Source organism: Pigmentiphaga aceris (assembly GCF_008119665.1).
Taxonomy (GTDB): domain Bacteria; phylum Pseudomonadota; class Gammaproteobacteria; order Burkholderiales; family Burkholderiaceae_B; genus Pigmentiphaga; species Pigmentiphaga aceris.
The window spans coordinates 115,854-128,534 of the sequence record NZ_CP043046.1 but is presented as its reverse complement, the minus strand read 5'-3'; the positions used below and the strand labels follow the sequence as shown (position 1 = coordinate 128,534).

Annotated in this window: 12 protein-coding genes; 10 read left to right on the top strand and 2 right to left on the bottom strand. The window is 62.0% G+C overall.

Annotated features, from left to right (window positions below; translation table 11 throughout):
* Positions 1-32: 32 nt before the first annotated feature.
* Positions 33-812: a MipA/OmpV family protein gene (locus tag FXN63_RS00570; protein WP_148811839.1), complete on the bottom strand. Its 780-nt coding sequence runs from the start codon at positions 810-812 to the stop codon at positions 33-35.
* Complete coding sequence (locus FXN63_RS00565; RefSeq protein ID WP_148811837.1) at positions 809-1,096, bottom strand: hypothetical protein; 288 nt, start codon at positions 1,094-1,096, stop codon at positions 809-811. Before FXN63_RS00565 ends, FXN63_RS00570 begins: the two co-directional genes overlap by 4 nt.
* A gap of 266 nt (positions 1,097-1,362) precedes the next feature.
* Between FXN63_RS00565 and FXN63_RS00560 the strand changes: the two genes are divergently transcribed.
* From FXN63_RS00560 to FXN63_RS00515, 10 genes are all read left to right on the top strand, one after another.
* Positions 1,363-2,082, top strand: coding sequence for a FadR/GntR family transcriptional regulator (locus FXN63_RS00560; RefSeq protein WP_148811835.1), 720 nt, complete (start codon positions 1,363-1,365; stop codon positions 2,080-2,082).
* Positions 2,083-2,168: 86 nt separating this feature from the next.
* Complete coding sequence (locus tag FXN63_RS00555; protein WP_148811834.1) at positions 2,169-2,996, top strand: substrate-binding periplasmic protein; 828 nt, start codon at positions 2,169-2,171, stop codon at positions 2,994-2,996.
* 70 nt (positions 2,997-3,066) lie between these two features.
* Positions 3,067-4,104: an L-idonate 5-dehydrogenase gene (locus FXN63_RS00550; RefSeq protein WP_148811832.1), complete on the top strand. Its 1,038-nt coding sequence runs from the start codon at positions 3,067-3,069 to the stop codon at positions 4,102-4,104.
* 95 nt (positions 4,105-4,199) lie between these two features.
* Positions 4,200-4,865, top strand: coding sequence for an amino acid ABC transporter permease (locus FXN63_RS00545; RefSeq protein WP_148811830.1), 666 nt, complete (start codon positions 4,200-4,202; stop codon positions 4,863-4,865).
* Positions 4,862-5,521, top strand: coding sequence for an amino acid ABC transporter permease (locus FXN63_RS00540; RefSeq protein WP_148811828.1), 660 nt, complete (start codon positions 4,862-4,864; stop codon positions 5,519-5,521). The genes FXN63_RS00545 and FXN63_RS00540 overlap by 4 nt, the downstream gene beginning before the upstream one ends.
* Positions 5,518-6,324: an amino acid ABC transporter ATP-binding protein gene (locus tag FXN63_RS00535; protein WP_148811826.1), complete on the top strand. Its 807-nt coding sequence runs from the start codon at positions 5,518-5,520 to the stop codon at positions 6,322-6,324. The genes FXN63_RS00540 and FXN63_RS00535 overlap by 4 nt, the downstream gene beginning before the upstream one ends.
* Before the next feature lie 90 nt (positions 6,325-6,414).
* Positions 6,415-7,626 carry a D-mannonate dehydratase ManD gene (gene manD / locus FXN63_RS00530; protein ID WP_148811824.1) on the top strand — a complete coding sequence of 404 codons (1,212 nt, stop codon included), beginning with the start codon at positions 6,415-6,417 and terminating at the stop codon, positions 7,624-7,626.
* Positions 7,626-9,137, top strand: a complete 1,512-nt coding sequence (locus FXN63_RS00525) for a mannitol dehydrogenase family protein (RefSeq protein ID WP_246164988.1) — start codon at positions 7,626-7,628, stop codon at positions 9,135-9,137. Before manD ends, FXN63_RS00525 begins: the two co-directional genes overlap by 1 nt.
* Positions 9,138-9,251: 114 nt before the next feature.
* Positions 9,252-11,111, top strand: a complete 1,860-nt coding sequence (gene ilvD / locus FXN63_RS00520) for a dihydroxy-acid dehydratase (protein ID WP_148811822.1) — start codon at positions 9,252-9,254, stop codon at positions 11,109-11,111.
* 293 nt (positions 11,112-11,404) lie between these two features.
* On the top strand, positions 11,405-12,631 hold the full coding sequence (locus FXN63_RS00515) for a DNA cytosine methyltransferase (RefSeq protein WP_148811820.1): 1,227 nt from the start codon (positions 11,405-11,407) through the stop codon (positions 12,629-12,631).
* Positions 12,632-12,681: the final 50 nt, after the last annotated feature.

Here is a 12,681-nt window from a genome sequence, read left to right as displayed (position 1 = left end):
CGCTCAGACAAAACGCGATCGACGAACGTCGATCAGAAGCGGTAAAGATAGCCGAAACGCACGGCGGCTTCCGTCGACCGATCCACGATCGGGCTGTCCTTGATTCCCGAGCCCAGTGTTGCCGCGCTCATGTCGACAAACACCGTCTGGTTCGATGCCAGCGCGTAGTTCACACGCAGCCCAAGTTCGACATTGACGCTGGACTTGCCCTGGTAGAAGGGCCGGTTCGACAAGACCTCGTCGTTGCGCACGCCGTAGTAGTAGTTCACGTACTTGTCATCGGCCCACTTGGCGGCCAGGCGAGGCGTGAATTCGAATGAACCTTGTTGAAAGGCGCGATCCACCTGAAGCTTGAATCGCTGTCCGTCACTGCGGCCGGCAGCGGCCAGGTATTCTGCCGTCAGATTGGCCAAGCCAGTCTGCCAGGTAGCCGATCCGCCAAACCAGAAGCCGCCCTTGCGTTCGCGCATGGACCGCAACGCATCGGAATCGTCCGACTCGTAGCCATCGCCCGAATACTGCGCTTTCAGTCGGAATGACACCGGGCCGGCAGACGGCAGCTTCAGCGCCACACCAGGGCCGAACACACTCAGCCAACGGCTTTCGTACATCAGCAGGGGCAAGGCCGTGACATCAGTACCAACGCCGCGATAGGGCTTGCGTTCAAGGCCCACCCCCAAGCCAATGCCCCACTGCGCGGATTGGTCTGCCTTCAAGGCGGGATCGGCGGCGTTTGCCGTCGAGACAGACAGCGCCGCGGTCGCGGCAACAAGCAGTGCTGCTGCGTGGCGGCCGGCACGGGAGGGGGTCATGAACAAATCCTTGTGAAATGACGATTGCGGTGGTCGGGACAGATGCCAGAACAGGCGTCCGGGCAAGCCTTGGCAGGGCTCGCTATGCGCGCCAGATTCGGCGTGGTCATGCGGCTGCCCATCGCGGGTGCGGTCGTCATGCCTGGCACGGCGTACAGCACCAGCGCCGTTGCGATCAGCGCGACGATGGCGGTGGCAGTGATCGCCAGACGCAACTGCCAACGCGCCCGGCTGACCGCACGGCGTGCCACTTGCTCAAAGTCGGGATGGTCGCGAGAAGGCATTCGGAATCGCGGCGAGGAAAGGAGCAAATAGTGATCGGGCACGTTTAAAAACTGTTTAGCCACGTTAATGGCGCGTTAAGCGTGTGCAGGTGCGCGTGCCTTTGCTGACCGAAATCAGCGCTGCCGGGGTCGCCGCACTGGCAACCAATTGGTCAACTGGTTAGACCAATTAGGCCAAAACCGAGCTAGTGGTATTCCACGATGCCCAAAATTGGTAGACCGCTCATAATTTGGTCCAACCAATTTCGATTTCCAAGCAGCCAAGCATGTCCGCCCTCATCGCCACCACGACCACCGCCGGGACCGAGCGCGCCTATCAACGGCTGGCGGCTGAAATCCTCGAGCTGATCGTCAGCGGCGAATTCACGCCAGGCCAGCGCCTGCCGTCCGAGCGCGCACTGGCCGACCGTTTCGATGTCAGCCGCACCTCGGTCCGGGAAGCGATCATCGCCCTGGAATTGCAGCGGGCGGTCGAAGTCCGTGTCGGCTCGGGCATCTACGTCTGCCCGCCGCAAGACGTGAGCATGGCGGTGGCGGCCCCCCTGCCCCGCGAAACCGGGGCCGGCCCCTTCGAGCTGCTGCGTGCACGCTGCCTGATCGAATCCGAAATCGCCGCCATGGCGGCGACCACCCGCAAAGATGCCGATCTCGACCGCATCTTCGGCGCGCTCACCACCATGGGTGAGCAATTGATGGACAAAAGCGCCAACGCCGAAGCGGACCGCATGTTCCACCTGCACATTGCCGAAGCCACTGGCAACAGCGTGCTGCTGCACAGCGTGACCTCGATGTGGGATCAGGCACGCGGCCCGATCTGGGCCAAGATCGAACAGCACTTCCACACTCGCGCCTTGCGCGAAGCATCTCAGGCCGATCACCAACGCATCTTCCAGGCGCTTGTCGCCGCCGACGCGCAAGCCGCGCGACTGGCCATGCGCGGCCATCTGGAACGCGTGATCGGTGAATTCGCCCAGGCATGGCGCTGAGATGACAGACATGTGATCGATACCTGACAGACGCGATCCCCGACCATCACAAAAACAGATGGCGGGCCTTTTTCCCGGAGATAAAAATGAAAAAAACCTTCACCCTGGCGATTGCCGCAGCCCTGCTCGGCACCGCCCTGTCCGCCAACGCGCAAACCCCGCCGGCCGAGGGCGTCAGCCCCCGCATCGACGCCATCCGCAAGGCTGGCGTGCTGCGCGTCGGCGTGGTCAACAACCCGCCCTGGCTTGCGCAGAACACCACGGGCACCGGCGAAGCCTGGGAAGGCTCGTCGTGGATGTTGGGCAAGGAATTTGCCAAATTGCTGGGCGTGAAGATCCAACCGGTGCCGGTCAGCCATGAGACCAAGGTCCCGGCACTGATCGCCAATCAGATGGACATCATGATCGGGCCGCTGAACCAGAACGCCGAGCGCGCCAAGATCATCGACTTCGTCACCTTCTCGAACACCAGCGTCTGCATGATCGGCCTGGCATCGAACCCCAAATTCACCAACGCCAAGACGGTCGAGGACTTCAACAATCCCGACATCACCATGGCCTACTTCTCGGGTGCTGGCGAAGAGCCGCTGGTGAAGGAACACTTTGCCAAGGCCAAGCTGCGCGCCGTGACCAATTCCGGCTCGGTGGCTCCGATCGAGGAAATCCTGGCAGGCCGCTCGGATGTCGCGCCGCTGAATCGCATGCTGTGGCCGAACATCAGCCGCAAGGTCAAGGGCCTGGCGGTGTTCCCGAAGGAAAACGATTGCCAGGACAGCAAGATCTTCCTGATCGACTCGGGCATGGGCGTAGGCAAGAACCAGCCTGAATACCTGGCATGGCTGCGTGAAGTGGAAAAGCGGATGCACCCGCAGCTGGTCGAGGAAGAGCGTCGCATGACGCAGAACCTCAAGTAAGCAGCGTGGCAAGCCTGCCGGGCGTCAGTCGGGCAGGCCTCTCGTTCACTTCTCTTTCGACGACCATCTCATGCTGAATTGTGAAATTCACGGTGCCCGCGATCTGCGCATCGGCGATATCCACGTCCCGTCACTTGGCCCTACCCAGGTTCGCGTTGCAGTCAAGGCCGTGGGCATCTGCGGGTCTGACCTGCACTACTACCGGCATGGCCGCGTAGGCGACTTTGTCATCCGCGAACCGCTTACGCCGGGTCACGAGGCCTCGGGCCAGGTCATGGAAGTGGGCGACGCAGTCACCAGCGTCAAACCCGGTGACCGCATCGCGATCAACCCAGCCCGCACCTGCGGTCAGTGCAAGTATTGCCGCATGGGTGCATCCAACCACTGCGTGAACGTGCACTTCTTCGGCAGCGCCAGCCGCTTCCCGCACATGCAGGGCGCGATGCGCGAACAGGTGGTGGTCGAGGACTATCAATGCCTGCCGGTCCCCGACAGCGTGTCCTTCGAGATCGCCGCATTCGGTGAACCGCTGGCCGTGGCGCTGCATGCCGTACAGCAAGCCGGCAACCTGCTCGGCAAGTCGGTATTGGTGACAGGCGGCGGGCCGATCGGCGCGCTGATCATCATGGCGGCACGGCTTGCCGGTGCCAGCCAGGTGACCATCGTCGATATCGTCGATCAGACCTTGCAGGCCTGCGCAAAGGTCGGTGCCAGCCACACCATCAATGCCGCCACCGACCCCGATGCGATTGCTGCATTGTCAGTCGGCAAGGGCAGCATCGACGTGTGCTTCGAAGCCTCCGGCAGCTATGCCGGCTTGGCCAACTGCATCCGTGTCACGCGCGCCTACGGCACCATCGTGCAAGTGGGCACGCTGGGCGGCAACAGCGACGGCTGCCCGTTCAACCAGATCATGGTGAAAAGCCTGTCGCTGGTCGGCAGCTTCCGCTTCATCGACGAATACGCCTGGGCCATCGACTACCTCAGCCGCGGTGCGCTGGATGTCTCGCCGCTGCTGACCGCCACCCTGCCGATCGAACGTGCGGACGAAGCCTTCCAGCTCGCCGGCGACCGAACGCAGTCCATGAAAGTCGTCGTCACCCTCTAGCACGCACACAGGCGCTGTACGGCGTCCCCTTGCGGGGGGACGACGCACGCCTGTGCCTGCTGCTGACTGTTTTTTTGCCTTCGCGGGAGCACCGCATGGAATTCGATTTTTCACCGATCGTGGACAACTGGCGTTTCTTTGCCAGTGGCCTCGGCGTCACCATCGCACTCAGTGCGATCGCCGCCCTGACCAGCATCCTGCTCGGCCTCGTCATCACCTTGTTCCGGCTGTACGGCCCGCGCTGGTTGCGACCCTTCCTGGTGTTCTACATCGACACCATGCGGTCCATCCCGGTGCTGGTGGTGCTGGTCTGGATCTACTTTGCCTTCCCGCTGCTGGCTGGTGTCACCTTCCCACCCTTCTGGGCAGCGCTGGTGGGCCTGACGCTGCACATCGCCGCCTACGCGGCTGAAGTGATCCGCGCCGGTATCGAATCGGTGCGACCCGGACAGACCCGCGCCGGCCTGGCGCTCGGCATGTCGCGCGCCCAGATCCTGCGCAAGATCATCTTGCCGCAGGCCACCATCCGCATGCTGCCGGCCTTCGGCTCGGTGCTGACGATTGCCATCAAGGACACCGCGATCGCCACCGTGATCGCCGTGCCGGAAATCATGCACCGCTCGGAAATCGTGGCGGGTCAAAGCTATCGCCCGATCGAAGTGTTCACCGTGGCAATGATTGCGTACTTCCTGATCCTGTTCCCGGTTACCCGCGGCGTTGATCGTCTGTACCACCGACTCGCACACCTGGGGCGCTCATGAACTTGGACTGGACCGTAATCTGGACTTCCCGGGACGCGCTGCTCGAAGGCGCCGGCATGACGGTGCTGTTGACCGTGCTGACCATGTTGATGGCCTTGCCCGGCGGCATCTTGCTGGCCTTGATGCGCCTGTCGAATTACCGCGTGCTGCGCGGCATGTCGCTCGCCTTCGTGGAACTGTTCCGCAACCTGCCGCTGATCCTGATCATCTACTGGGCCTTCTACGTGATGCCGATGGCATTGCACGTGCAGATGTCGGCCTTCACCACCGCGCTGGTTGCGCTCGTGCTGAACATCTCGGCCTACAACGCCGAGACCTTCCGGGCCGGGATCAACTCGATCCGCAAGGGCCAGATGGAAGCCGCATTGGCGATGGGCATGTCGCGCCGACAGGCCATGTTCAAGGTGGTGATTCCGCAGGCAGCGCGACGCATTCTGCCGGTGTTTGCCAGCACCTGGGTGTCGCTCTTCAAGGACACCTCGCTGGTCTCAGTGATTGCCGTCAGCGAACTCGCCTACACCTCGATGCAGATCCGCGCACACACCTTCCGCGTGCTGGAAATGCTCACCGCCATGGCAGTCATCTACTGGATGATGGGCTACCCCCAGGCCAAGCTGGTCGACTGGATTCACCGCAAATACGGAGTCAAGGAATGAACTCGAACATCGATGCGTCACAGGCGGTGGCCGCCCCCGCGTTCACGCGCAAGGGCGCGGACAGCCCGCCAGTGCTGGTCTATGAACATGTGCGCAAGACCTATGGCGATTTCGTCGCCTTGAGCGATGTGTCGCTGCAGGTCAACAAAGGCGAAGTCATGTGTCTGATCGGCCCGTCCGGCTCGGGCAAATCAACGCTGCTTCGTTGTACCAATGCGCTGGAAACCCTGAACGGTGGCCGCGTGCTGCTGGACGGCGTGCCGCTGCCCACCCGCGAGTCCGAAGTACGCAAGGTGCGTCAGCGCATGGGTATGGTGTTCCAGGGCTTCGAGCTGTTTCCGCACAAGTCGGCCCTGGACAACGTCGCCATGGGACCGATCACCGTGCTGGGCATGCCCGAAGCCGCAGCCCGCGATCGCGCCCGTGCCCTGCTCGACAAGGTGGGCCTGTCGAACAAGGCCGACAACTTCCCGGCCAACCTGTCGGGCGGCCAGCAGCAGCGCGTGGCGATTGCCCGTGCCCTGGCGATGGAACCCGAGGTAATGCTGTTCGACGAGCCGACCTCGGCGCTCGACCCGGAAACCGTGGGCGAAGTGCTCAACGTGATGAAAAAGCTCGCGCAGGAAGGCATGACGATGATCGTCGTGACCCACGAGATGAGCTTTGCCCGACGCGTGGCCAACTGGGTGGTGGTGTTCGAGAACGGTGCCATTCTGGAAGAAGGCCCGCCCACGCAGATCTTCGAAAACCCGAAGGTCACGCGTACCCGCGACTTCCTGAGCCATCTCGGCTGGGACGGCTGAACCCATCCCCTGCTTTTTCCTTTCGGCACCCACAACAACAAAGCGCCTGGCAACGACCCGGCACCGACCTGACAGCCATCTGGAATCCCGATGAAAATTACAAACGCCCGCATCATCGTCTGCTCGCCCGGCCGCAATTTCGTCACCCTGAAAATCGAAACCGATGAAGGCCTGACCGGCATCGGCGACGCCACCCTGAATGGCCGCGAGCTGTCGGTGGCTGCCTACCTGACCGAACACGTGATTCCGTGCCTGATCGGCCGCGATCCGCATCAGATCGAAGACATCTGGCAGTACTTGTACAAGGGTGCCTACTGGCGTCGCGGGCCGGTCACCATGACGGCCATTGCAGCCGTCGATACCGCGCTGTGGGATATCAAGGCCAAGGCCGCTGGGCTGCCGCTGTACCAGTTGCTGGGGGGCAAGAGCCGCACCGGCGTGATGGTTTACGGCCATGCCAACGGCAGCGACATCGAACACACGGTGGACGAAGTACTGCGTTATGCCGACATGGGCTACAAGGCCATCCGCGCGCAAAGCGGCGTGCCAGGCCTGGAGAAAGTCTATGGTGTGGGCAAAGGTAGCCTGTTCTACGAACCTGCCGATGCCGACCTGCCCAGCGAACACGACTGGTCTACTGAAAAATACCTGCGCCACACGCCGAAGCTGTTCGAGCGCATCCGTGAAAAACTGGGTGAAGAACATCATCTGCTGCATGACGTCCACCACCGCCTGACCCCCATCGAGGCAGGTCGCCTGGGCAAGTCGCTTGAACCGTACAACCTGTTCTGGATGGAAGACGCCACACCGGCCGAGAACCAGGAATCGTTCCGCCTGATCCGCCAGCACACCACCACGCCGCTGGCTGTGGGCGAAATCTTCAACTCGATCTGGGACTGCAAGGAACTGATCGAGAACCAGCTGATCGATTACATCCGCGCCACCGTGGTCCACGCAGGCGGCATCACGCACCTGCGCCGTATTGCCGACCTGGCTTCGCTGTACCAGGTGCGCACCGGTTGCCACGGTGCCACCGACCTGTCGCCGGTCTGCATGGGTGCGGCGCTGCACTTCGACCTGTCGGTGCCGAACTTCGGCGTGCAGGAATACATGCGCCATACGGACGAGACTGACGCCGTGTTCCCGCACGCCTATACATTCGACAAGGGCATGATGTACCCCGGCGACGTACCCGGCCACGGCGTGGAGATCGATGAAGCGCTGGCCGCCAAATACCCCTACAAGCGCGCCTATCTGCCGGTGAACCGCCAGCAGCACGACGGCACGCTGTGGAGCTGGTAATGCAGCTGGGAATGCAGCGTCTGTCGGCCACCGCCCTGAACGGGGCGGCGCAGCTTGCCGCCCAGGTGCCGGCTTACGATCGCCGCGCCTTGCGCACAGGCATCGTTCACCTGGGCATCGGGGCCTTTGCGCGTGCGCATCTGGCCGCCGTGAACGAAGCGGCCTTGCACGCCAGCGGCGACTTGCACTGGGGCATGGTGGGCGTATCGCTGCGCCAGGCAGACACCCGCGATGCCCTGGCACCGCAGGACGGTCTGTACACCCTGGCCCTGCGCGACGCCGACGACACGGGCGCGCCGCGCAGCCAGCTGGCCGTGATCGGCAACCTGCTGAATGTGCTGGTGGCCCCGGAAGACCCGGCAGCCGTGCTGGCGTTGATTGCCGCACCAGACACCCGCATCGTCAGCCTGACCGTGACCGAGAAAGGCTATTGCCATGATCCGGGCACCGGCAGCTTGCGCGCCGACCATGCCGACATCGTGCACGACCTGGCAAATCCCGACGCACCGCGCAGTGCCATCGGTTTCATCGTGCGCGGGCTGCAGGCACGCCACGCCGCCAAGGCGGGTCCGCTGACCATCATGTCGCTGGACAACCTGCCGTCCAACGGACACGTACTGCGTGGCCTGGTGCTGGACTTCGCCGGTCGTCTCGACGCCGACTTGCAGCAATGGATTGCCGCCGAGTGCCGCTTCCCCTGCTCGATGGTCGATCGCATCGTGCCCCGCACGACCGACGAAGACCGTGCACAGATCAGTCAGGCATTGGGCTGGCAAGACGCCTGGCCGGTGCTGGGCGAACCCTTCCTGGAATGGGTGATCGAAGACGAATTTGCGGCCGGCAGACCCCAGTGGGAACGCGGCGGCGCGCGCTTTGTGCCGGACGCCACGCCGTTTGAAAAGCTCAAGCTGCGCATGGTCAACGGCACCCATTCGGCCCTTGCCTATCTGGGTGCGATGGCTGGTCTGGCGACCGTCGATCAGGCGATTGCCAAGCCCGCACTGCGCCACTACATCGAAACGCTGATGCGCGAGGAAATCGCACCCACGTTGCCGCCCCTGCCCGGGCTCGACTTGGCTGCATATCAAGCACGGCTGATCACGCGTTATGCCAACCCCGCGCTCAAACACCAGACCCGCCAGATTGCGATGGACGGGTCGCAGAAGCTGCCACAGCGCCTGCTGGAAGCCATCCGCGAGCGGCTGGCAGCCGGGCAGCGCATTACCCTGCTGGCCTTGGCTGTTGCGGCTTGGCTGCACTACCTGCGTGGTGTGGACGAAGCCGGCATTGCCTACGACATCCAGGACCCGCTGGCTGCGCCACTGCACAACCGGGTGGTCGATGCCGCCGCAATGCAGAACGAGGCTGATCGGGTACGCCACCTGACGGCATTTACCCCGGTATTTGGCTCGCTGGGACAGGATGAACGCTTTGTCGATGCAGTCGCAGTGCACACGGCGTCGCTGCGTAACCAAGGGGTGTGGAAAACCTTGGAAGCAATTAGGGGATAATTGCGGCGGTTGCCCAGAGTAGTACGGCTCAAGAGGCTGTTCGCCCGGGCGCGCAAGGGGCCGTCATTCCCACGGCTCCGCCTTCCCTTCCGCGATTTCTCCTTAGCCATCACGATGCCCGTATACCGTTCCAAGACCTCTACCGCCGGCCGCAACATGGCAGGTGCCCGCTCTTTGTGGCGCGCCACCGGCATGAAAGACGAAGATTTTTCCAAGCCCATCGTGGCCGTGGTCAATTCCTTCACCCAATTCGTGCCCGGCCACGTCCACCTGAAAGATCTGGGCCAACTGGTGGCACGCGAGATCGAAGCTGCGGGCGGCGTAGCCAAGGAATTCAACACCATCGCGGTCGATGACGGCATCGCCATGGGCCACGATGGCATGCTGTACTCGCTGCCCAGCCGCGACATCATTGCCGACTCGGTCGAATACATGGTGAACGCGCACTGTGCCGACGCCATGGTCTGCATCTCGAACTGCGACAAGATCACCCCGGGCATGCTGATGGCCGCCATGCGCCTGAACATCCCCGTGATCTTCGTGTCCGGCGGTCCGATGGAAGCGGGCAAGACCCAGCTGATGAACCCCAAGACCCAGAAAGTCGAGTTCAAGAAGCTCGACCTGGTGGACGCGATGGTGATCGCCGCCGACACCTCGTACTCGGACGCCGACGTGGCCGAAGTCGAGCGCTCTGCCTGCCCGACCTGTGGATCGTGTTCCGGCATGTTCACCGCCAATTCCATGAACTGCCTGACCGAAGCGCTGGGCCTGTCCCTGCCGGGCAACGGCACGGTGGTGGCCACGCACGCCGACCGCGAACAGCTGTTCAAGCGCGCCGGTCATCGCATCGTTGGCCTGGCCCGTGAATACTACGAACAAGACAACGAACGCACTCTGCCGCGCTCGGTTGGCTTCAAAGCCTTCGAGAACGCCATGACACTGGACATTGCCATGGGCGGGTCCACCAACACCATCCTGCACCTGCTGGCGATCGCGCGTGAAGCGGAAATCGACTTCAGCATGGCCGACATCGACCGCCTGTCGCGCGTCGTGCCGCAGCTGTGCAAGGTGGCACCGAACACCAACAAATATCACATCGAAGACGTGCATCGCGCAGGCGGCATCATGGCCATCCTGGGCGAGCTGGAAAAAGCCGGCAAGCTGCACACCGACGTGCCCACCGTGCACGCCCCCACGCTGGGCGATGCGCTGGCGCAATGGGACATCACCCGCACGCAAGACGAAGCCGTGAAGACCTTCTACATGGCAGGCCCCGGTGGCGTGCCCACCCAAGTGGCTTTCAGCCAGAACGCCCGCTGGCCCAGCCTGGACACCGACCGCGCCGAAGGTTGCATCCGTTCCTACGAACATGCGTTCTCGAAAGAAGGCGGCCTGGCCGTGCTGACCGGCAACATCGCGGTCGACGGCTGCGTGGTGAAAAGCGCCGGTGTGGATGAAAGCATTCACGTGTTCGAAGGCACCGCCCACGTCACCGAATCGCAAGACGAGGCCGTGGAAAACATCCTGGCCGGCAAGGTCCAGGCAGGCGACGTGGTGATCGTCCGCTACGAAGGCCCCAAGGGCGGCCCGGGCATGCAGGAAATGCTGTATCCCACCAGCTACATCAAGTCCAAGGGTCTGGGCAAAGCCTGCGCCCTGCTGACCGACGGCCGCTTCTCGGGTGGCACCTCCGGCCTGTCGATCGGCCACTGCTCGCCGGAAGCCGCCGCCGGTGGCGCAATCGGCTTGGTGCGCGATGGCGACCGCATCCGTATCGACATCCCGAACCGCAGCATCAACGTGCTGGTGTCGGATGAGGAACTGGCCGCGCGTCGCGAAGAGCAGAACGCCAAGGGTTGGAAGCCCGCCAAGCCGCGTCCCCGCAAGGTGTCGGCGGCACTGAAGGCGTACGCGATGCTGGTGATGTCGGCCGACAAGGGCGCGGTGCGGGATTTGTCTTTGCTGGACGATTGATGCAAGCAGCGGGGGTCCGGCCCGCTGAACCAATCGAACCGCTCTCCGGAGCGGTTTTTTTTCGTTGAAATGGACGTGCAGCAGCGCTGAACGTTGATCACCACGTCAACACCCAAGCACCCTGAGGTTTGACATGATAGCTAAGCGCGGTATCCTTCAGAAGCCGAAATTTGGCGCCATTTTTTGGATACATGATGAGTTATCGCGCTGAACATCGCACCAGTCTTCGCCTGACGCCCACGCAACATGAGGTGATTGATACCTTGTGCCACGCAGGCGGAGGCAAAGTGACCATGAGTGCGTGGATTGCTCAGGCAATCAACGAGAGAATTCAGCGCGATACGCAGCCTGCTCAACCCCAATCGGCTAGAAATGTGCGCCAAGGCCGTCGGTTCTACGAGTTTTTCGCGGGCGGGGGTATGGCTCGTGCAGGATTGGGACCAGGCTGGGATTGCCTGTTTGCCAACGATTTCAACCCGATGAAAGGACGAGTCTATCGCGACAACTGGGAAGGCGGCTTGGATTTGCTCGTAGAGGACATTAATAAAGTCACTACTGAGCAATTGCCAGATCAGGCTGATTTGGTTTGGGCCTCTTTTCCATGCCAAGACCTCTCGCTGGCGGGCTTTTACAAAGGTATTGGTTGCGAACAAGACCAACAACAAACACGCTCTGGCACATTCTGGCCTTTTTGGCAGCTTATGCGCAATCTCATGGCGGAAGGGCGGCCCCCCCGCGTCATTGTCCTGGAGAACGTGTACGGTGTATTGACCTCGAACAAGGGCAACGACTTCGCTGCGATTGGCGCTGTATTTGCCGAAGCAGGCTACCGCTTCGGCGCAATGGTGATCGACGCACGGCATTTTTTGCCGCAATCACGTCCACGTGTTTTTGTCGTTGGCGTGCATGAAAGCGTACCCATTCCGCCTGCATTGATATCCCAGTTTCCCGTCGATCCATGGCACCCTAAGCGCATGGTGACAGCCTATGCCGGACTTTCACAGGATGCTCGCAAGTGCTGGGTGTGGTGGAACGTACCCGTTCCACAGGAACGAACAACGACATTTACCGATTTGATTGAAGAGCATCCTGAGCATGTCAGGTGGGATAGCGCTGAAAAAACGAATCAACTTCTGAACATGATGAGCCCGACCAACTTGGCAAAGGTTCACGCCGTACAGAAATCAGGGGAACGCAAAGTTGGCGGTCTTTATAAACGCACACGGCTGGATGAGCACGGCGTCAAGGTGCAGCGCGCTGAGGTCCGCTTCGACGACATTGCCGGATGTTTGCGCACTCCGGCAGGAGGGTCGAGTCGGCAAGTGATTCTTGTCGTCGAGGGTCAGAATATCCGCTCACGTCTGTTATCACCACGCGAAGCAGCCCGATTGATGGGGATAGGCGATGCCTATCGACTCCCCGTCAATTATAACGATGCCTACCATGTCGCCGGCGATGGCGTAGCGGTTCCAGTGGTGCGCCACCTCGCCGCACATATTTTTGAACCGCTTCTTTCCTGATCCAGATATTTCGTTCAGGCAAGGACAGCGTTGAACGCCAGCGTTCTTCA

Excerpts from the sequence above, each read along its gene's own strand:
- FXN63_RS00535 (WP_148811826.1), top strand. The coding sequence starts at position 5,518 with ATGAACTCGAACATCGATGCGTCACAGGCGGTGGCCGCCCCCGCGTTC.
- FXN63_RS00545 (WP_148811830.1), top strand. The coding sequence starts at position 4,200 with ATGGAATTCGATTTTTCACCGATCGTGGACAACTGGCGTTTCTTTGCC.
- FXN63_RS00570 (WP_148811839.1), bottom strand. The coding sequence starts at position 812 with ATGACCCCCTCCCGTGCCGGCCGCCACGCAGCAGCACTGCTTGTTGCC.
- FXN63_RS00550 (WP_148811832.1), top strand. The coding sequence starts at position 3,067 with ATGCTGAATTGTGAAATTCACGGTGCCCGCGATCTGCGCATCGGCGAT.
- FXN63_RS00540 (WP_148811828.1), top strand. The coding sequence starts at position 4,862 with ATGAACTTGGACTGGACCGTAATCTGGACTTCCCGGGACGCGCTGCTC.
- FXN63_RS00565 (WP_148811837.1), bottom strand. The coding sequence starts at position 1,096 with ATGCCTTCTCGCGACCATCCCGACTTTGAGCAAGTGGCACGCCGTGCG.
- FXN63_RS00555 (WP_148811834.1), top strand. The coding sequence starts at position 2,169 with ATGAAAAAAACCTTCACCCTGGCGATTGCCGCAGCCCTGCTCGGCACC.
- FXN63_RS00525 (WP_246164988.1), top strand. The coding sequence starts at position 7,626 with ATGCAGCTGGGAATGCAGCGTCTGTCGGCCACCGCCCTGAACGGGGCG.
- FXN63_RS00515 (WP_148811820.1), top strand. The coding sequence starts at position 11,405 with ATGAGTGCGTGGATTGCTCAGGCAATCAACGAGAGAATTCAGCGCGAT.
- FXN63_RS00560 (WP_148811835.1), top strand. The coding sequence starts at position 1,363 with ATGTCCGCCCTCATCGCCACCACGACCACCGCCGGGACCGAGCGCGCC.
- manD (WP_148811824.1), top strand. The coding sequence starts at position 6,415 with ATGAAAATTACAAACGCCCGCATCATCGTCTGCTCGCCCGGCCGCAAT.
- ilvD (WP_148811822.1), top strand. The coding sequence starts at position 9,252 with ATGCCCGTATACCGTTCCAAGACCTCTACCGCCGGCCGCAACATGGCA.